At 71.8% G+C, this 17,286-nt stretch carries 25 protein-coding genes; 9 read left to right on the forward strand and 16 right to left on the reverse strand.

From position 1 onward, the window contains the following. Nucleotides 1-128 precede the first annotated feature (128 nt). A complete protein-coding gene (locus tag JOF37_RS07575) occupies nt 129-1,169 on the forward strand; it encodes a YihY/virulence factor BrkB family protein (RefSeq protein ID WP_210006284.1) in 1,041 nt (346 codons plus the stop codon). A 4-nt stretch (nt 1,170-1,173) separates the two neighbouring features. Here the strand turns inward: JOF37_RS07575 and JOF37_RS07580 are convergent, their stop codons facing one another. From JOF37_RS07580 to JOF37_RS07590, 3 genes are read right to left on the reverse strand one after another with little or no spacing between them, the layout of a single operon-like run. Next, entirely contained in the window at nt 1,174-1,644 is a 471-nt protein-coding gene (locus JOF37_RS07580; RefSeq protein WP_210006285.1) for a glutaminase, read from the reverse strand. Between the two features lie 9 nt (nt 1,645-1,653). After that, nucleotides 1,654-2,511, reverse strand: coding sequence for a transposase (locus JOF37_RS07585; RefSeq protein WP_210006286.1), 858 nt, complete (start codon nt 2,509-2,511; stop codon nt 1,654-1,656). Between the two features lie 10 nt (nt 2,512-2,521). Continuing rightward, the gene (locus JOF37_RS07590; RefSeq protein ID WP_210006287.1) at nt 2,522-2,662 is read right to left on the reverse strand and encodes a hypothetical protein; all 141 of its coding nucleotides are present in this window, start codon (nt 2,660-2,662) and stop codon (nt 2,522-2,524) included. Between the two features lie 89 nt (nt 2,663-2,751). On the opposite strand from JOF37_RS07590, the gene JOF37_RS07595 reads away from it, so the two are divergent. Beyond that, the gene (locus JOF37_RS07595; RefSeq protein ID WP_210006288.1) at nt 2,752-3,111 is read left to right on the forward strand and encodes a DUF7882 family protein; all 360 of its coding nucleotides are present in this window, start codon (nt 2,752-2,754) and stop codon (nt 3,109-3,111) included. A 4-nt stretch (nt 3,112-3,115) separates the two neighbouring features. Here the strand turns inward: JOF37_RS07595 and JOF37_RS07600 are convergent, their stop codons facing one another. The 5 genes from JOF37_RS07600 to JOF37_RS07620 all read right to left on the reverse strand — a co-directional run bounded on the left by JOF37_RS07600 (nt 3,116) and on the right by JOF37_RS07620 (nt 7,119). Continuing rightward, nucleotides 3,116-3,433 (reverse strand): DUF7882 family protein, encoded by a 318-nt coding sequence (locus JOF37_RS07600; protein ID WP_210006289.1) that lies wholly within the window; start codon nt 3,431-3,433, stop codon nt 3,116-3,118. Between the two features lie 59 nt (nt 3,434-3,492). Next, on the reverse strand, nt 3,493-3,744 hold the full coding sequence (locus JOF37_RS07605; protein ID WP_210006290.1) for a hypothetical protein: 252 nt from the start codon (nt 3,742-3,744) through the stop codon (nt 3,493-3,495). 74 nt (nt 3,745-3,818) lie between these two features. Further along, nucleotides 3,819-4,373: a MarR family winged helix-turn-helix transcriptional regulator gene (locus tag JOF37_RS07610; protein WP_271174993.1), complete on the reverse strand. Its 555-nt coding sequence runs from the start codon at nt 4,371-4,373 to the stop codon at nt 3,819-3,821. A gap of 92 nt (nt 4,374-4,465) precedes the next feature. Continuing rightward, on the reverse strand, nt 4,466-5,731 hold the full coding sequence (gene nhaA, locus JOF37_RS07615) for a Na+/H+ antiporter NhaA (protein WP_210006291.1): 1,266 nt from the start codon (nt 5,729-5,731) through the stop codon (nt 4,466-4,468). A gap of 77 nt (nt 5,732-5,808) precedes the next feature. Beyond that, nucleotides 5,809-7,119 carry a hemolysin family protein gene (locus JOF37_RS07620; RefSeq protein ID WP_210006292.1) on the reverse strand — a complete coding sequence of 437 codons (1,311 nt, stop codon included), beginning with the start codon at nt 7,117-7,119 and terminating at the stop codon, nt 5,809-5,811. Between the two features lie 212 nt (nt 7,120-7,331). On the opposite strand from JOF37_RS07620, the gene JOF37_RS07625 reads away from it, so the two are divergent. After that, entirely contained in the window at nt 7,332-8,159 is an 828-nt protein-coding gene (locus JOF37_RS07625; RefSeq protein WP_210006293.1) for a hypothetical protein, read from the forward strand. Here JOF37_RS07625 and JOF37_RS07630 read toward each other — a convergent pair. After that, nucleotides 8,144-8,683 (reverse strand): YaeQ family protein, encoded by a 540-nt coding sequence (locus JOF37_RS07630; RefSeq protein ID WP_210006294.1) that lies wholly within the window; start codon nt 8,681-8,683, stop codon nt 8,144-8,146. The two genes, JOF37_RS07625 and JOF37_RS07630, sit on opposite strands and share 16 nt — an antisense overlap. Nucleotides 8,684-8,726: 43 nt before the next feature. Between JOF37_RS07630 and JOF37_RS07635 the strand changes: the two genes are divergently transcribed. Then, nucleotides 8,727-9,572 carry an NAD-dependent epimerase/dehydratase family protein gene (locus JOF37_RS07635; protein ID WP_210006295.1) on the forward strand — a complete coding sequence of 282 codons (846 nt, stop codon included), beginning with the start codon at nt 8,727-8,729 and terminating at the stop codon, nt 9,570-9,572. A 60-nt stretch (nt 9,573-9,632) separates the two neighbouring features. Here the strand turns inward: JOF37_RS07635 and xylB are convergent, their stop codons facing one another. Further along, nucleotides 9,633-10,934 carry a xylulokinase gene (xylB, locus tag JOF37_RS07640; RefSeq protein ID WP_210006296.1) on the reverse strand — a complete coding sequence of 434 codons (1,302 nt, stop codon included), beginning with the start codon at nt 10,932-10,934 and terminating at the stop codon, nt 9,633-9,635. Between the two features lie 57 nt (nt 10,935-10,991). Continuing rightward, complete coding sequence (gene xylA / locus JOF37_RS07645) at nt 10,992-12,179, reverse strand: xylose isomerase (RefSeq protein ID WP_210006297.1); 1,188 nt, start codon at nt 12,177-12,179, stop codon at nt 10,992-10,994. 88 nt (nt 12,180-12,267) lie between these two features. Between xylA and JOF37_RS07650 the strand changes: the two genes are divergently transcribed. From JOF37_RS07650 to JOF37_RS07665, 4 genes are all read left to right on the forward strand, one after another. After that, nucleotides 12,268-13,470 carry an ROK family protein gene (locus tag JOF37_RS07650; protein WP_271174992.1) on the forward strand — a complete coding sequence of 401 codons (1,203 nt, stop codon included), beginning with the start codon at nt 12,268-12,270 and terminating at the stop codon, nt 13,468-13,470. Between the two features lie 68 nt (nt 13,471-13,538). Next, nucleotides 13,539-13,895 carry a DUF6804 family protein gene (locus JOF37_RS07655; protein ID WP_210006298.1) on the forward strand — a complete coding sequence of 119 codons (357 nt, stop codon included), beginning with the start codon at nt 13,539-13,541 and terminating at the stop codon, nt 13,893-13,895. Beyond that, nucleotides 13,892-14,167, forward strand: coding sequence for a hypothetical protein (locus JOF37_RS07660; RefSeq protein WP_210006299.1), 276 nt, complete (start codon nt 13,892-13,894; stop codon nt 14,165-14,167). Before JOF37_RS07655 ends, JOF37_RS07660 begins: the two co-directional genes overlap by 4 nt. Continuing rightward, nucleotides 14,164-14,625: a BLUF domain-containing protein gene (locus JOF37_RS07665; protein WP_210006300.1), complete on the forward strand. Its 462-nt coding sequence runs from the start codon at nt 14,164-14,166 to the stop codon at nt 14,623-14,625. The genes JOF37_RS07660 and JOF37_RS07665 overlap by 4 nt, the downstream gene beginning before the upstream one ends. Before the next feature lie 42 nt (nt 14,626-14,667). On the opposite strand, the gene JOF37_RS15505 is transcribed toward JOF37_RS07665, so the two are convergent. Further along, nucleotides 14,668-14,847: a DUF3072 domain-containing protein gene (locus JOF37_RS15505; RefSeq protein WP_271175000.1), complete on the reverse strand. Its 180-nt coding sequence runs from the start codon at nt 14,845-14,847 to the stop codon at nt 14,668-14,670. A gap of 254 nt (nt 14,848-15,101) precedes the next feature. After that, nucleotides 15,102-15,497: a hypothetical protein gene (locus tag JOF37_RS07675; protein WP_210006302.1), complete on the reverse strand. Its 396-nt coding sequence runs from the start codon at nt 15,495-15,497 to the stop codon at nt 15,102-15,104. Nucleotides 15,498-15,873: 376 nt separating this feature from the next. On the opposite strand from JOF37_RS07675, the gene JOF37_RS07680 reads away from it, so the two are divergent. Continuing rightward, nucleotides 15,874-16,065 (forward strand): hypothetical protein, encoded by a 192-nt coding sequence (locus JOF37_RS07680; protein WP_210006303.1) that lies wholly within the window; start codon nt 15,874-15,876, stop codon nt 16,063-16,065. 89 nt (nt 16,066-16,154) lie between these two features. Here the strand turns inward: JOF37_RS07680 and JOF37_RS07685 are convergent, their stop codons facing one another. The 3 genes from JOF37_RS07685 to JOF37_RS07695 form a co-directional block, all read right to left on the reverse strand. Next, a complete protein-coding gene (locus tag JOF37_RS07685) occupies nt 16,155-16,313 on the reverse strand; it encodes a zinc transporter permease (protein ID WP_372445485.1) in 159 nt (52 codons plus the stop codon). 103 nt (nt 16,314-16,416) lie between these two features. Further along, nucleotides 16,417-16,698, reverse strand: coding sequence for an ArsR/SmtB family transcription factor (locus tag JOF37_RS07690; RefSeq protein WP_210006305.1), 282 nt, complete (start codon nt 16,696-16,698; stop codon nt 16,417-16,419). A 66-nt stretch (nt 16,699-16,764) separates the two neighbouring features. Beyond that, nucleotides 16,765-17,145 (reverse strand): hypothetical protein, encoded by a 381-nt coding sequence (locus JOF37_RS07695; RefSeq protein ID WP_210006306.1) that lies wholly within the window; start codon nt 17,143-17,145, stop codon nt 16,765-16,767. Between the last annotated feature and the right edge of the window lie 141 nt (nt 17,146-17,286).

Genomic DNA, 17,286 nt, shown 5'->3' on the forward strand with positions numbered 1-17,286 from the left:
TCCTCCGCCTCGCATCGCGAGGCACCAACCGTGCACCGAGCCTGCGGCGAACCGCCGCGGCCTCGGTGCACGGTTGCGAGAGGCCGGTGATGCAGCATCCGGCCGCCCCACATTCCCAGGAGAGAGACATGTCCCCTCACACCGATGCGCGCGACCCCGAGCACCCGGCAAAGCCCGACTCCCTGACGGACGTCGAGAAGCCCTCGTGGAAGCACGTCCTCAAGCGCACGTTCCGCGAGTTCAGCCGCGATCAGAGCCCCGATCTCGCGGCCGGCCTCACCTACTACGCCGTCCTCTCCGCCTTCCCGGGACTGCTCGCCGTCTTCTCGCTGCTCGGCGTGCTCGGCCAGGGGCAGCAGGCCGCCGACGCCGTGCTCGACATCGTCGGCCAGGTCGCCCCCGGCGGCACCGCCGACACCCTCCGCGGGCCCATCGAAGAGCTCGCCAACTCCCCCGCCGCCGGATTCGCCCTGGTCTCGGGCATCGTGCTCGCGCTGTGGTCGGCGTCGGGTTACGTCGGCGCCTTCAGCCGGGCCCTCAACCGGATCTGGGAGATCGACGAAGGTCGGCCCTTCTACAAGCTCAAGCCGCAGCAGCTCGGCGTTACCGTCCTCGCCGTCGTCCTCGTGGTCATCGCCCTCGTGCTGCTCGTGGTCTCGGGACCCGTCGCGCAGGCCATCGGTGACGCCATCGGGCTGGGTGACACCGCGGTGCTCATCTGGCAGATCGCGAAGTGGCCGGTGCTGGCGTTCATCGTCGTGCTGCTGGTCGCCGTCCTCTACTACTTCGGCCCGAACGCGAAGCAGCCGAAGTTCCGCTGGGTCAGCTCCGGCGCGCTGATCGCGATCGCCGTCCTCGCCATCGCCACCCTCGGGTTCGGGATCTACGTCGCCAACTTCTCGAACTACGAGCGGACGTACGGCTCGTTCGCCGGCGTCATCGTGTTCCTGCTGTGGCTGTGGATCACCAACCTCGCCCTGCTGTTCGGCGCGGAGTTCGACGCCGAGCTCGAGCGCGGTCGCGAGCTGCAGGCCGGCATGCCCGCCGAAGACACCATCCAGCTGCCCCCGCGCGACACGAAGCGGATCGAGAAGACCGAGAAGCAGGAGGCCGAGGAACGCGACGAGGCTCGCCGACTGCGTCAGTCGCGCGGTCGTTCGGACTCCTGACCGGTCAGCGCAGCAGCGCGATGCGATCGTCGAGATAGTCCGCCAGCGGCATCCGAGCACCCGCGGCGAACGCGACCGTGACGACGCCGTCGACGCCGGAGAGCGGCCCCGAGGCCCCTCCGGCGTCGACGGCGTCGACGTCGATCGGGGTCCAGTCGATGTGCACCGGCTCTCCCTCGGCGAAGCCGCCCCGGAACGCCGCCGCGGCCCGCTCCGAACGGGCCCGCTGCGACTCGGCGGTGTACCCCCGGATCGCCTCGGCCCGCGCCCGCAGCACCTCGCCGGTCGCGAAGACCTCTTCGTCGGCGATCAGCAGCACCCCGACATGCCAGGCGTCGCCCACCGGAAGGATGCGGCTGGCTCGCCCGAACCCGAGCAGGCGGCGCGCCTCGTGACGCACGCCCAGACGGTCTCGTCGCACACCCGAGAGGCGTCGGCGCGCATCGTCGATGAGGGCTCGCGCAGAAGAAGGCATGCAGCGATGCTATTCACCGCGCGGCGCGGCGTCGCTCACCTTGCGCTCCGCGGCCGAGAGGGCATCGCGGGCCTCGCGCTCTCGCCGCTCGAGCGCCGCCACAGCGGCATCCGCGGCCTCCGCCTCGTCGACCACGCGGGCCAGATCCCGGCGCAGATCGTCGACACGCTCGTGCAGCCGGTCGGCCCGCTCGCGCGCGGTCGCCGTCTTGTCGGCCACGCGGGCCAGCTCACGGCGCGCCTCGGATGCCGCGCGCTCGGCCTCGCGGCGGCGCTTCTCGGCCTCGCGGCGCGCGCGTCGCTCGGCCAGGTCGTCCCGAGCAGGCGCCGATGGTTCGACGGCCCCGGGCACCGAACCCGCCACGCGCTCGGCGAGGTCCTCCGGGCCGACCGCCCCCGGATCGAGGGGGCGGATCAGCCGCCCGGCGGCGACCACGGCTCCCGCGACGGGGTCGACGATCGCGGCATTGACCGTGCGCTCGACCTCGTCCCTCGCCCCGGCGGCCAGAGCGACGTCGGCCTGCCGCGCCAGGTCCGCCGCGCGGCGCGCGAGCGCGGCGACGAGCGCGCGCCGCTGCTTGCCGAGACGCGCGAGCTCGGCGGCATCCAGGTCATCCTGCGCCTCACGGAGCGCACCGGACAGTTCCAGCGCGTCACGGAACGCGGCGTCGTGGCTCAGCAGGTTGACGGCCCACGCAGCGACCGTGGGCTTCCGCAGGCCCCGGATGCTGCGGGCCAGCGCCCCGGTCGCGGCGGCGGCGCGGTCGTTGCGCGCACGCGTGAACTCCGCGGGCGGCAGGATCAGAAGCTCGGCGGCGGCGGCGTCGAACGCCGCGACATCCAGCCCGCTCGCCCCGTCAGCACCCATCCCGCCATTCTCACCGACGCGGCTTGCGCGCGCGAGGCATGAGCTCACCGTCGACCACGTCGAACGCCGGCAGGTCGGCGAACAGCTGCTCCTCGACCGATCCGCCGTCGTGCGGTTCGGTCTCGTCGTCAGGTCGAGGATCGATGCTCATCGCTCATCTACTCTCATCCGCGATCCGCGAAGCGTCGAGGCCTTGACAAGCTGAGGGCGTTTCGCCCCGCCTTGGATAATGTGGTGCGCGTGGGCAGCATCTACTACGGCGACGGCGCCTCGCCGATCCAGATCGAAGACCGCACGCTGGCGCACCTGAAGGTCGTCATCTCGACCAAGCTGCGGCGTGGTGAGAGCTTCACGCTCTCGTGGCGTCACCCCGAGGGCGAGCCCACCGGACGCAGCACCATCTGGTTGCATCCCTCGATCCCGCTGCGCTTCGTCTTCGACGATCCTGAGCCCACGACGCTGAGCCGCGAGTGGGTCGAGGAGCTCGCCAGCTCGGCGAACTCGTCGGGCGGCATCCTCGTCGTCGCCGAGCACCCGGAAGACGAGGCAGGAGGCACGGTCGACCGCTCCGACGCCCCCGAGAGCGGCACCGCGTCCTGAGCGGTCAGCCGACCTCGGGCGCGCCGTCGTCGGTGGGCTCGGGCACGAGCGAGAGACCCGACGGCCCGCTCGCGACCTGCATGAGCTCTTCGACCCAGTAGCGGTTGATGCGCGGCTGCCGGCTGCCCGAGAAGTGGAACTGCAGCGGCACGGAGGGGTGGATCCAGTAGCTGCGGCGCTCACCGCCGCGCGGCAGGTCGATGTCGAACATGAACGGCTCCGAACGGCGCAGCTTGTTCATGATCACGATGCGCAGGTGCGCCAGGGTACGGTCGTCGATCTCGACGGAGTTGCCCAGCGTGTCATAGATGAATCGGCCCACGCAGTGAGCCTAACGCGCTGGCGGCGGTCCAGAAAACGAACCCGCGCGTCGCGCGGCGGTCAGACGTCCGAACGGGCGGGCGTCTCGGCACCGAGCATCTCGGCCGCGCCCTCCTCGACCCCCACGGGGACCACGAGGGGCCGGCTGGCGCTGTAGGCCTCCCACTCGCGGAGGACGACGCGCTCGACATCGACGACCGACAAGGTCGGATGCGCGGCCGACAACCGCGCCACGACGCCCGAGAACGGCGTCACCACCTGCCCTTCGATGGTGAAGCGGTCCTCGTTCGGGGTCACCGGAAGAGAACACATGTTCCCATCGTGTCACGCGGCGAGTCGCCTGACGAATGTCAATCCGCGGGCTTTCTCCGTTGCCGAAGTACCTGTCAGGAACGGTCGGTTCGCGCCTGCTCGGCGCGCGGATCGTGCGCGTGCGCGTCGACCTCGTCGACCGCCTGCTGCAGTCGGCCCAGGCAGTCGATGACGATGCGGGCCTCCTCGGCGCTCATGCCGTCCACGGCCGCGATCATGCGCTCGTGCATCCGTCCGAGGGTCTCGCGGACCTCCTGGTCGGACTTGTCGGTGGCCACGACGTGCACGCTGCGGCGGTCGCTGGGATGCGCCTGACGTACGACATGTCCGGACTTCTGCAGGCGGTCGATCAGAGCCGTCGTGGATGCCGTGGAGATGCCCAGGTAACGCGAGAGCTCGGTCGGGCCGACGAACCGGCCCTCACCCTGCGCCTTGATGAGGTAGCGAAGCACGAGCAGCTCGTTCTCGCCCATCGACATCGAGTCGCGGGTGCGCCGGCGCATCGCCGCCTCAGCCGCGCGGTACAGCCGGAACGCCTGCAGGACGGCGACGCCTCGTTCGCGTGGCGTGGCACTGTCCTCGGGGCCCGAGGGATACCAGTAATGCGTAGTCGTCGGAGCGTCGGGCACCCCGGCATCCTAGAACGAGCCCGCTACCGCTCGCACGCGGCACGCGGATCATTGACTCCCGCGCCGATTCGTGCCTGGAGGTGCGCAGCGCGTCAGGGGCGGCCGCCGAAGCCGAGCGCGGGCCCATCGCCGTCGATGCCGTCCGAGGCGTCCGACGCCGCCGCGTCGCGGCGCGCGCGCCGGGCATTGCGACTGAGCAGCAAGGCTGCGCCCAGCGCCGACAGCAGGCTGCCCAGCAGCACCGCGAAGCGCGCCCCATCGGTGTGCACGCCGTCCTCGAACGACAGCCCGGTGATCAGCAGCGACACGGTGAACCCGATGCCGCACAGCAAGCCGACGGGCAGCAGGTCGCGCATCGAGACGCCCTCCGGCAGCTGCAGGCGCGTGACCCGGGTCACGAGTGCGGTCGTACCGAGCACGCCGATCGCCTTGCCCACGACCAGTCCGCCGACGATCGCCGCCACGACCGGCTGGGCGACGACGGCGAGCGGGTCGCCCGCACCGACCACCGTGACGCCCGCCGCGAAGAAGGCGAAGACGGGCAGTGCGATGCCGGCCGAGAAGGGGCGGACGAGGTCGTCGTAGGTGTCGGTGCGCGCGATGCTCTCACCGGGCAGCGGACGCGCCGGGACGGCGAAGCCGAGCAGCACTCCCGCGATCGTCGCGTGCACGCCCGACGCGTGGAGGAAGCCCCACACGAGCAGGCCGAGAGGCAGCAGCAGCCACCACCGCGCCCAGCGCTGCCGCACGATCACCGCGTACACCGCGACACCCGCGAGCGCGATCAGCAGCGGGATCAGGTGGATCGTGGCGGTGTAGAAGACGGCGATGACGACGATGGCCAGCAGATCGTCCACGACGGCGAGCGTGAGGAGGAAGGTGCGCAGCCCCGGTGGCAGCCCGCGACCGAAGATGGCGAGCACCGCCAGGGCGAAGGCGATGTCGGTCGCCGTGGGGATGGCCCAGCCGCGCAGCGCCTCGGTGTCGCCGAAAGCGAGCACGACGGCGACGAAGATGACGGCGGGCACGAGCATGCCGCCGACGGCAGCGAGTACGGGGACGGCGGCCTCACGCGGGCGCCGCAGGCTCCCGGCCACGAACTCGTGCTTCAGCTCGACGCCGACGACGAAGAAGAACAGGGCCAGCAGTCCGTCGGCGGCCCAGTGCGAGAGCGACAGGTCGAGGTGCAGCGCCTCGGGTCCGATCGTGAACTCCGACAGCGCCGTGTAGGCGTCCGCGAACGGAGAGTTCGCCCAGATGAGCGCGAGGGCGGCCGCCGTCAGCAGCAGCGCCCCGCTCGTGGTCTCGCGTGAGAGCCAGCGGCGCAGGCGAGCTCGGCGGGGCAGTGCGTCGTACATGGATGAAGCCTTCCGTCCTCCTCCGGGGGTCACCGGCGGAATGTCGACCAGACTTCCCGACGCACCGCCCACCGAGCTTACTCGTCGGCGGATGCCGCGGGCTCGGCCTCGTGCGAGGCGCGAGCGACGTGCAGCTCCGAGATCCGGCGACGGTCCAGTCGCGTGACCTCGATCGTCGCGCCGTCGACCTCGATGCGGTCGCCGACGCGCGCGAGCCGCCCGAGCTGCTCGATCACGAAGCCGGCCACCGTGTCGGAGGTGCCGCGCGGGATCGAGATGCCCGTCGCCTCCTCGAAGTCCTGGAGGTTCAGGCGGCCGTCGACCGATCCGCCCTCGCCCGCCAGGACGTGCGGCATGGCCTCGGTGTCGTACTCGTCGACGATCTCGCCCACGACCTCTTCGACCAGGTCCTCGAGGGTCACGATGCCGTCGGTGCCGCCGTACTCGTCGACCACGACCGCGATCTGGCTGCCCTCCGCCCGCATGCTCGTGAGCGTCGGCAGCAGCCGCGCCGTCGAGGGGAAGTAGCGGATGGGACGCACGATCTCGGCGAGGGTCTGCGTGTCGTCGGTGGCCGCCGCGTCGAGCAGGTCGCGCACGTGCACGAACCCGACGACGTCGTCGATCGTCTGATCGATGATCGGGTAGCGCGAGTAGGGCAGGTCGCGCACGACCGCCGCCGCCTCGCCCACCGAGTCGCGGCCGAGCAGCGAGACCACCTCGGGGCGCGGCCGCATGACCTCGCTCAGCTGGCGATCGCGCAGCGACAGCACGTCGTCGAGGATGCGCCGTTCGTCCTCGGGCAGACCCTCGTGACTCGAGACGATGTCGCGCAGCTCTTCGTCGCTGAGCTCCTCGCCGGTCTTGTCGGGATCGCCGCCGAGCAGGCGCACGAGCACATTCGTCGAGATCGACAGCAGCCAGATCACCGGACGCATGAGCTTGGCGAAGCCGTTCAGCACGGGCGCGACGCCGTACGCGAAGGCGGCGTTGCGCTGGATCGCAAGGCGCTTGGGCACGAGCTCGCCCAGCACGAGCGAGAGGTAGGCGATGATCAGCGTCAGCACGATCGTGGCGACGGTCATCGCAGCGCCGCGGGCGAGGCCCCACGACTCCAGCACCGGCGCGAGCGACGGCGCGATCGACGATGCGCCGTACGCGGCCGAGGCGAAGCCGGCGACGGTCACGCCGATCTGCACCGCCGAGAGGAACGTGTTGGGGTTGCGGGCCAGGGCGGCGACCTTCTCGCCGCGCTTGCCGCGCAGGGCGAGAGCATTGACCTGGCTCTCTCGCAGGGTCACGAGGGCCATCTCCGTGGCGGCGAAGACGCCGCCGATGAGGACGAAGATGACGACGAGGACGATGTTGAGGAGCAGATCGCCGTTCATCGGCGGCCCGCGCGCGGGAAACGGATCGCGCCCGGGGTCACCCGGGCGCTGGGACTGTCGGAGTCTGAGGCCGAAACGGCGCAGTTCGTCATCGCACCAACGTAGCGGCATCCACTCGGAATCCGCTGAACGGGCGGCGGCCCGGCGGGGATGACGGCGGACCGGATGCCGCGACCCGCCCCGCTCGCCCCTGCGTGTGTCACGATGCTGGAATGGACGACGGGGCGGACGCCGAGCTGCGAGCGCTGCGCGCCCGCGCCTACGGCCCCGCGAGCGACATCGACGCCGATCCGGCCGCCCTGCGCCGACTCGCCGAGCTCGAGGCGCGGCGCCGCTCGGCACACGCCCGGTCGCTCGAGCCGGCGCACGCGGACGCCCCGGACGCGCTCCCCGTCGCGGTCGACCCGGGTCCCGCCCTGCCCGACCGCGCCGATGCGTCACCGGCGGAGCACGACGCGGATTCCGCTCGCACCGACGCGACCGAAACGGATGCCGGTGGCCCGACGGGTCGCCCGTCGCGCCGACCGTCGCTGCGAACGACGCTGATGTGGGCGGGGTCGCTCGTCGCGGTGGCGGCGCTGGCGGCCGCGGTCACGAACTTCGCCACCGCGCGCACGGCCTCGACCGCGACCGCGATCCCCGACGACGCACCGGTCACCCACCTCACGACGCTGCTGCCGATCGGCGGCGAGCAGCCGGAGTTCCTGCGCGACTGGGGCGCGGAGGACTCCCGGTCGTTCGAGCCGTTCTTCGGCCTGCGCACCTACGAAGTGCGCGTCCCGTGGCTCGAGCACGAGCACACGTGCCTGCTCGTCATGAACGGGGAGCAGGCCGACCAGGCATCCGATGCCGGTTGGTCGTCGTACGGTCAGGGGTGCTCGGCCGGGGCGTTCCCGGCGGCGATGTCGTTCGTCGTGACGTCGGAGTACCCCGCGGAGTTGCGCGAGCACTTCCCGGAGGGGTCGGCGCTGCAGCTCGTGCTGAGCGACGTGGGCGTCGACGTCTTTCTGTCTGACGCGCCGGCTCAGGCCGCCGGCTGAGACGTCACGTCCGACTCGGCCGTCACGCCCCCGAGCTCGACGTACAGCCGGCGCTCGGTGATCGAGACGGTCGCGACGTTCCGGCGGTCCAGCGCCGAGGCGAGGGTGTCGATGAAGCCGGGTTCGAAGCTGTAGAGCGGGATCTCGGACGCCCGGTGGATCTTCTTGCCGGCCCACGCCGCGGCGACCGGCCCGGGGTTGCGGTGGGTGTAGACGGCGACGCGACCGGACTGCTTGCTGCCCAGGTGCAGCCGCGAGGCGTCCGGTGCGCCCACCTCGATCCACGCGACGATGGCGCCGGTCAGATCTCGCACGAGAACTGCGGGCTCGTCCTTCGCGGCGATCCCCTCGGTGAAGTCGATGCCCTCCTCGTACTCGAGGCAGTACGCCAGGAGCCGCGTGATCATGAAGGCCTCGGTCTCGGAGGGATGCCGCGCCATGCGCAGCGGGAACGACTCGTAGACGCCGCGGTCGACGTCCGCCAGGGTCACGTCGAATGTGTGGATCGTCGCACCGGCAGCCATGACGACCGAGCCTAGCCGCCCGCGGGTGTGACACCCTGATCCCATGCGGATCGCACTGACGGGATCATCGGGAAAACTCGGCACGGTCGTCGCTCGTGAGCTCACGGCGGCCGGTCACGAGGTCATCGGCTTCGACGTCGTGGGGGCACGCGGTCCCGCGTTCGTCCAGATCGACCTGACCGACTACGGACAGGTCGTCGACGCTTTCGCGGCGGTGGGCGACAGACACGACGGCGTCGATGCGGTCGTGCACCTGGGCGCGGTGCCCGCACCGGGCCTGCGCCCCGACATCGCGACCTTCCACAACAACATGACGGCGACATTCAACGTGTTCCACGCGGCGACGCGGCTGGGCATCGACCGGATCGTCTACGCCTCGAGCGAGACGGTGCAGGGCCTGCCGTTCGATGTCCCGCCGCCCTACTTCCCCGTCGACGAGGAGTACCCCGCCCGCCCGGAATCGGTGTACTCGCTGGTCAAGCACCTCGAAGAGCAGCTCGCGATCGAGCTGGTGCGGTGGCACCCGGGACTGTCGATCACGGCGCTGCGCTTCTCGAACGTCATGGTGCCCGAGGACTACGCCGAGTTCCCGTCGTTCGACGCCGACGCCCGGCGCCGCAAGTGGAACGCGTGGAGCTACATCGACGCCCGCGACGGCGCGCAGGCCGTGCTGCGTGCGCTCGAGAACGCGCCCGCCGGCTTCGACCGCTTCCTCATCGCCGCGGCCGACACCGTCATGTCGCGGCCGAACGCCGAGCTGATCGCCGAGGTCTTCCCGGGCGTCGAGGTCCGCGGAGACCTGGGCGAGAACACGTCGCTGTTCTCGACCGCGAAAGCACGACGGCTGCTGGGCTACGAGCCGCAGCACTCCTGGCGCGACCACGTGTGAGGCGAACGGGACCGGATGCTGCGGCATCCGGTCCCGTTCTCGTCGCGCGGATCGCGCGGATCAGAGGATTCGGCGCGCCTGCTCGGCCGCACCGAGCGCGACGTACTCGCCGGGCTCGGGCACCTCGACCTCGAGACCGAACACCAGCGGAGCGATGCGCTGCACCGCCTCCGACCGCGCTCCCCCGCCGACCAGCAGGACGCGGCGCAGGGGCACCCCGTGTGCGCGCAGGGCGTCGAGGCCGGCACCGAGTCCGCCGAGCAGTCCTTCGACGGCGGCTCGGGCGAGGTTCTCGCGGGTCGTCGAGGCGAGGGTCATGCCCGAGAGCGAGGCCGTCGCGTCGGGCAGATTGGGCGTGCGCTCCCCCTCGAAGTAGGGCACGAGCGCGAGTCCGCCGGCGCCGGGCTCGGCCGACAGCGCCAGGCGCGACAGCTCGTCGTGGTCGATGCCGAGCAGCGCCGCCGTGACGTCGAGCACGCGTGCCGCGTTGAGCGTGCACACGAGCGGCAGATGGTGGCCGTCCGCCGAGGCGAAACCGGCGACGGTGCCCGAGGGGTCGGCCACCGCGGTCTCGCTGACGGCGAAGACCGTGCCCGACGTGCCGATCGAGACGACGACATCCCCCACGCCGGCCCCGACCCCGAGAGCGGATGCCGCGTTGTCGCCGGCGCCGGCAGCCACACGACGGCCGTCGGCGTCGAGCACGAACTCGTCGGCTCCGAGCACGCGCGGCACGATGACGTCGTGGCCGAGCGCGGCGACGAGGAGGTCACGGTCGTACGCGCCCGTCGCGGCGCTCCAGTAACCGGTGCCCGACGCGTCGGATCGGTCGGTGACGAGCTCGTCGAGCGCGGCCGGACCGGCGTTCGCGGCATCCCCCGGTCCGAAACCGCGCAGCCGCCAGGTCAGCCAGTCGTGCGGCAGCGCGACCGCCGCGACGCGCGCGGCGTTCTCGGGCTCGTGGTCGCGCAACCACCGCAGCTTGCTGATGGTGAAGGACGCGACCGGCACGAGCCCGGTGCGCTCGGCGAGCGCCGCCGCCCCGAACTCGGACACGAGGTCGGCCGCCGCGGCCGCCGACCTCGTGTCGTTCCAGAGCAGGGCGTCGCGGATGACCCGGCCGGCCTCATCGAGCGCCACCAGTCCGTGCTGCTGACCGCCGATCGACCACGCCGCGACGTCGGCCATCCCGCCGGCCAGCTCGATCGCTCGCTGGAGGGCGACCCACCAGGCCTCGGGGTCGACGCTCGTGCCGTCGGGGTGGGGCGCACGCCCCTCGCGGAGCACGCGCCCCGACACGTCGTCGACGACGACGACCTTGCACGACTGGGTCGACGAATCGATCCCCATGACCAGCGCCATGCCGGCATCCTCTCTTCGTTGCACCGCGGCCGAGCCGCGGGGTCGGGCGACTCCGCGTCAGCGGGCTCCGAGCAGGTGCTCGGTCGCGAGTTGCTGCAGACGCACGAAACCGAAGCCGTGACCGCCGAGGTAGGCGTCGGCGTCGAAGTCCTCGTACGCCGAGCGGTCGGCGACGAAGTCGTCGTACGTCTCGCCCTCGCCGAAGGTCGGCTGCGACAGCTCCGCGACACGGGCCGCCTCGAGCGCCTCCTGCACCTCGGGGTCGGCGCGGAAGGCCTGGGCGCGCTCCTTCAGCAGCAGATAGGTGCGCATGTTGGCGGCGGCGGAGTCCCACACACCGGTCTCGTCCTCGGTGCGGCTCGGCTTGTAGTCGAAGTGGCGGGGGCCGTCGTAGGCCGGTCCGCCGTTCGGGCCGCCGTTCTCGAGCAGGTCGACGAGCGCGAACGCGTTGTGCAGGTCACCGTGACCGAAGACGAGGTCCTGGTCGTACTTGATGCCGCGCTGACCGTTGAGATCGATGTGGAAGAGCTTGCCGTGGTACAGCGCCTGCGCGATGCCGGCGGCGAAGTTCAGCCCCGCCATCTGCTCGTGGCCGACCTCGGGGTTCAGGCCCACGAGCTCGGGGCGCTCGAGCGAGTCGATGAAGGCGAGGGCGTGCCCGACAGTCGGCAGCAGGATGTCGCCGCGCGGCTCGTTCGGCTTCGGCTCGATCGCGAAGCGCAGGTTGTAGCCCTTCTCGACGACGTAGTCGCCGAGGAAGTTGACGGCCTCGCGGTAGCGCTCGAGCGCGGCGCGGACGTCCTTGGCGGAGTCGTACTCGGCCCCCTCGCGGCCGCCCCACATGACGAACGTCTCGGCGCCGAGCTCGGCGCCGAGGTCGATCTGGCGAAGGACCTTGCGGATGGCGAAGCGCCGGACCGACCGGTCGTTCGAGGTGAAGCCGCCGTCCTTGAAGACGGGAGCGCTGAAGAGGTTGGTGGTGACCATCGGCACGGTCAGACCGGTGTCGGCGAGCGCGCCCTTCAGCCGGTCGATCTGCGTCTGGCGCTCGGCGTCGCTCGAGCCGAAGGGGAAGAGGTCGTCGTCGTGGAACGTCAGGCCGGCGGCGCCGAGCTCGGCGAGCTTCTCGACCGCGTGGACGACGTCGAGCGGGGGACGGGTGGGTCCGCCGAACGGGTCGGTGCCGTTGTAGCCGATGGTCCAGAGGCCGAACGTGAACTTGTCGGCCGGGGTCGGGGTGCGCATGCGTGCTCCTTCGCGTCGATTGCTGCGACATCAGGTTAGGACTATTTGTCTAGTGCGTCAACAAACCTGTTTCTCGTAGGCTGTGCGCGTGAGCATCGCCCCCGGCACCGCCGAACTCGTCCGTCGGGCGAACCTCGCGCGCATGCTGTCCGCGGTCCATCGGACCGGGCCGCTGTCGCGTGCGACGCTGACGGCGGACCTGGGGCTGAACCGTTCGACCATCGGGGCGCTCACGAGCGAGCTCGGCCGCCTGGGGCTGGTCACCGAGACCGCGGGTGCACCCGAGGGGCGCATCGGACGCCCCTCCCCGGTCATCAGCGCCCGCGGCGACGTCGTCGCGATCGCCGTGAACCCCGAGGTCGACGCCGTCACCGTCGCCGCCGTCGGGCTGGATCGGCGCGTGCACGCCCGGCACCGGGCGCCGTCGGCCAACCTGATCACGCCCGCCGATCTCGCCGGCCTCATCGCGGCGACCGTCTCGCAATGGCGCGAAGACGCGCTGGCGGCGGCATCCGTCATCGGCGTCGGCATCGCCGTCCCGGGGCTCGTGCAGCCCGCGGACGGTCTCGTCGTGCACGCTCCCCACCTGCGCTGGACCGACGCTCCCCTCGCCGACCTCGTCTCGTCAGCGACCGGCCTGCCCACGACCGTGGGCAACGACGCGTCGTACGGCGCCCACGCGGAGTACCTCTTCGGCGCCGCGCGCGGGGTCACGGACGTCATCTACCTCAACGGCGGGGCGAGCGGCATCGGCGGCGGTCTCGTCGTCGGCGACGTGCTCGTCGGCGGGGCGCGCGGCCTGGCCGGCGAGTTCGGCCACAACCCCGCCGCCCTCGAGGATGCCGCCGACCGGCGCTCCGGAGCGCGCGGCGCCCTCGAGGACGAAGTGAGCCGGCACCGGCTGATCACGGCGCTCGGGGTCGCCGCGGCCGACGACGCGGAGCTGCGCACCGCGCTGCAGCGCAGCAGCAACCCCGCCGTCGTCGACGAGGTCGACCGCCAACGCCGCATCCTGGCGACGGCCGTCGCGAGCGCGGTGAACATCCTCGACCCGGCCGTCGTCGTCCTCGGCGGCTTCCTCGCCGCCCTGATCGAGACCGAGGTCGAACTGTTCGCCGCCGCGGTGGCGCGCCAGACCATCGCCGGGTCGGCACCGCTCGTCCGCATCGCCGAGCTCGGCGACGACCGCCTGCTCATCGGCGCGGCCGAAGCGGCCTTCGCGGCCCTGCTGGACGACCCGGTCGCGACCATAGCGATCAGCGAGCCGGCGTCAAGCACGGGAACCGACTGATACCCACCTCCTACGATCGGGGAGGCGCCGGCGACGGTGCCGCCCGTACCCCCGAGAGAAACATCCGCATGGCCTCCAGAACCGCCCGACCGACCGACCCACCGCTGCGGCAGCGCAACGCGCTGGCGCCCGGCATCCTCGGGGCCGCGACCCTCGTGGCCGGGATGGCGCTGATCGGCGGCGACGTGGCCGTCGTCGTCTCGTTCATCGTGACGATCCTCGCGCTCATCATCGCCTGGTTCGCCGTGCAGGCACGCCAGTGGTGGTGGGCCGTCGTCATGGCGGCGATCGCGATCGTGTGGAATCCGGTCGTCCCGTTCTCATTCGCGGCGCCGATCTGGCTGACCGCGCACGTCATCGCGGCGGCGGCGTTCCTGGCCGCCGGTGCGCTGATCTGGACCGAGCGCAGCGAGCCGGCCCCATGAGCTCGGCGACGCAGGCGGACGGCGCGGGCGCTTCGCGATCGGGCTCCGGCGTGGTGTGGGCCCGCGTCGAGGACGGCTTCCACGTCGGCAGCCGGATCGGCGAGTTCGTGGGCTACATCGACCGTCAGCGCGACGGGCGGCACCTCGCGTACGACTCGCGCTCACAGTGCATCGGCGCGTTCGTCGAGCTCACCGACGCGATGCGCGCTCTCAGCAGTCCCCCGGCCCCGCCCGAGGACCGTCCGCCCGTCGACCTGTGGGAGGTCCGATGACATCGACACCCGGCGATCTGCTGTCGGTGCTCTACACGAGCACCGCCCGCGCCCCCTTCGGCGACGACGAGCTGCGGTGGCTGCTCGAGCAGAGCCGAGCGTCCAATGCCGCCCGAGACCTCACGGGGATGCTGCTGTACCGTGGCGGTCGGTTCGTCCAGGTGCTCGAAGGACCCGAGGCCGCGGTGCGCGCGCTGATCGAGCGCATCGGCCGCGACCCCCGGCACGACGGCATGCGGGTGCTCATCGAGCAGCCGATCGAGCACCGCGAGTTCGCCGAGTGGACGATGGGCTACCAGCCGATCGCCGAGACGACCGGGGTCGCGCCCGCCGGGTTCCGCGACACGTTCGACGACCTCGAGAGCCGAGACGACCCGAGCGCGACGCTCCGGGCGGCGCGCGAGCTCAGCCTGTGGTTCCGGGTGCGCCAGCGCAGAGCGGGCGCGGACGCGGGCTGACCCGGCATCCGCGCCCGCTCTCGTGCGCTGGGTGAGGAACCGTCAGGATGCCTCGCCGCGGCCGGTCGCGTTCTGCAGGCGGTCGATCTGCTCCGAGGCCTCGGCCTTGGTCAGGCTCGCGGGCAGCTCCTCGCCGGCCTCGCGGGCGAGGGTGTCGAGGTAGCTGCGCTGCGGTCCCGTCATGGGCTCGTCGCCGGTCACCCAGGTGTCGGGATCCTTCACGGGCGATCCGACGCCGCCGCCCTCGGGTCCGCCGAGGGTCTCGTCACCCGCAGCACCCGACGCCGCCGGGGGCGTGGGGGCACCGGGCTCGGCGGGAGCCGGGGTCGTGGGCTCGGCCGGAACGGGGACGGTCGGCTCGGCGGGGGCGGGGAACGTCGGCTCGTCGGGGGTGGGGATGCTCTGATCGCTCATCCTCCGACGCTACGGCGATCACGCGATGATGCCGAGGCACTTGCGCATCCGCAAGAAGCCACTCAACCCGCCGCGAGCAGGCGGACGAACACGCGCAACGCCGAAGCCCGCGCCGGTGGGTCCCACCCCGCCCACGCGAGGGCGAGGGCGGTGACCGTGGCGGGGTCGTCGTTGAGGTAGGCCGCGATCATCCGTGCGACCAGCAGCTCGGCACTCGACGCATGGGCGGTCACCTCGGGCCGCCACACCTGGTCGGGCGGCGTCGCGGCGGTGGCCGCCCGACGGTCACCCGCGGTGACGGCGAGCGCGGTGACGATCTGCACCTCGCGACGGCGCCCGTGGCCGGCGTGCCGGAGCACCCACCGCTCGACGTCACCGCTGCCGGGCGACTGCAGCGCGATGGCCAGCTCGGCGAGCGCCATGTGAGCGAGCGGACCGATCGGGGGCGGGGTCGGCACACGCGCATTGTGCCAGCCCGGGCGGGGGCAGGGCCAGTGCCGCCGGGCGACCGACGTCGCCGCCGCACGCGAGGCCGCAACGAAGAAGACCCGGTCTCGAGGACGCCGTTCGGGCAACGTCCCCGTGACCGGGTGCTCTTCGATCATGGGCGAGTCGGCGCAAGATCAGCGCAACAGCGTCATCACATCACCTCAAGAAACCCGCAAGGTCGGTCGTGCGCATGGTCGCGCACGCGGTTTTCGCCGCTCGACGCAACACCTTGCGCTCCGGCCGCGCGCTTTCCAGGCTGGAGACACCGCCGATGCAGCGGAGTCACATCACGATTCGATCGGGCGAGCGCCGGACCCCGGCGAGCGCCCCCGGAAGGAGACCGCCATGGCAGATGTCAGGAACGAGCACGGCCCCGAGGTTCCGGTCGCGGATGCCGTCGAGCAGGACCTCGCCGCCGACGCGGCATCCGTCGTCCCCCCGGCGACCCCCGCGGCGACGCCCGAGGCGGATCCCGCCGACGTCTGGGAACAGCAGCAGGAGGTTCCGGCCGAGGACGACGAGCACCCGCTGGGCTGACGCGCGCACGAGCCGAGACGAGAAGGAGCCTGCCCCCGGATGGGTGGCAGGCTCCGTCGTTCGCGGATCGGCGTTGGCGCCGGACCCGCTCAGTGCTCGTCGTAGTGGTCGCCGTGGGGCGCGTGACGGTGGCCGTCGTGGACGTAGTCGACGTGGTCGTCGTGCTGGACGCTCTCGTGTCCGCACTCGGCGCCGTGGGTGTGCTCGTCGAGGGTGTGCTCGGCGTGGGTCTCGGTCGTGCTCATGATCTGCCTCCAGAACGATCGGGGCCGCGGCGCGGCCGGAACGAGTCCAGCAGACCATATACATAAGCCCATTGCAATATGTGCAGCTAACTGAGACCGATTCTCGTCACCGCTCGAGTGCGTGCTTCACGGCATCCTCGACGATGTGGGCGACGTGGAGGTCGGCGACCGCGTAGTGCGCCTCGCGGCCCGAGCGCTGCACCGAGACCAGCCCCGCCGAGCGCAGGGTGCGCAGATGCTGCGACACGAGCGGCTGCGACAGACCGCTCGCCGTCGCCAGATGACCGACGGTGGCCGGGCCGTCCGCCAGCAGCTGGAGGATCCGCAGCCGCGACGACGACGAGAGCGCCTTGAACAGTTCGGCGACCGGCTCGAGCTCCTCGTTCATATGAACATATAAGCACCAGCCGATACGATTGCTCGCCGAGCGACGTCTCGCGGACCGCGACTCGGCTCACGCCGGCCGCGTACCGCCGACCTCGCAGCCGCTCTCCCCCTCGGCGGTCGTCGCGCGTCGCGACGTGAACAGGGACGGATGCCGCTGCGGCAGCGACGACCGCGCATGCGTCACCGCCACCGCGACGAACGCGAGGATCAGCGCGACCGCCACGACGCCGGCGAAGGCGACGACCCGCAGCACCCGCTCCTCCCAGCCCCACCCGAACGGGAGCACCACGGCGACCGCCAGTGCGACGCCGAGCACCAGGCCGACGGCGACCGGCCCCTGCACGCGACGGCGCACGGCGCGCCACTGCGCCCGGGTGATCGCGGGGTCGACGACGACGTCGGCGTCCCACCGGCGGACCCGGCGGCTCACCTTCTCGTGAATGGACATGCGGACCTCCGCGGGCCTGACGTTCGGTTGCTCCCGGTGGCACTATCGGCCGGAATGCGCCGAATGTGCGCGCGGCGCGCCCGGATCGGCAATACGCCTCTCACGGCCGCGCGTCCAGCCCTTTCCCCTGTCGAATCCGGC

It is taken from the genome of Microbacterium imperiale (assembly GCF_017876655.1).
Lineage (GTDB): Bacteria > Actinomycetota > Actinomycetes > Actinomycetales > Microbacteriaceae > Microbacterium > Microbacterium imperiale.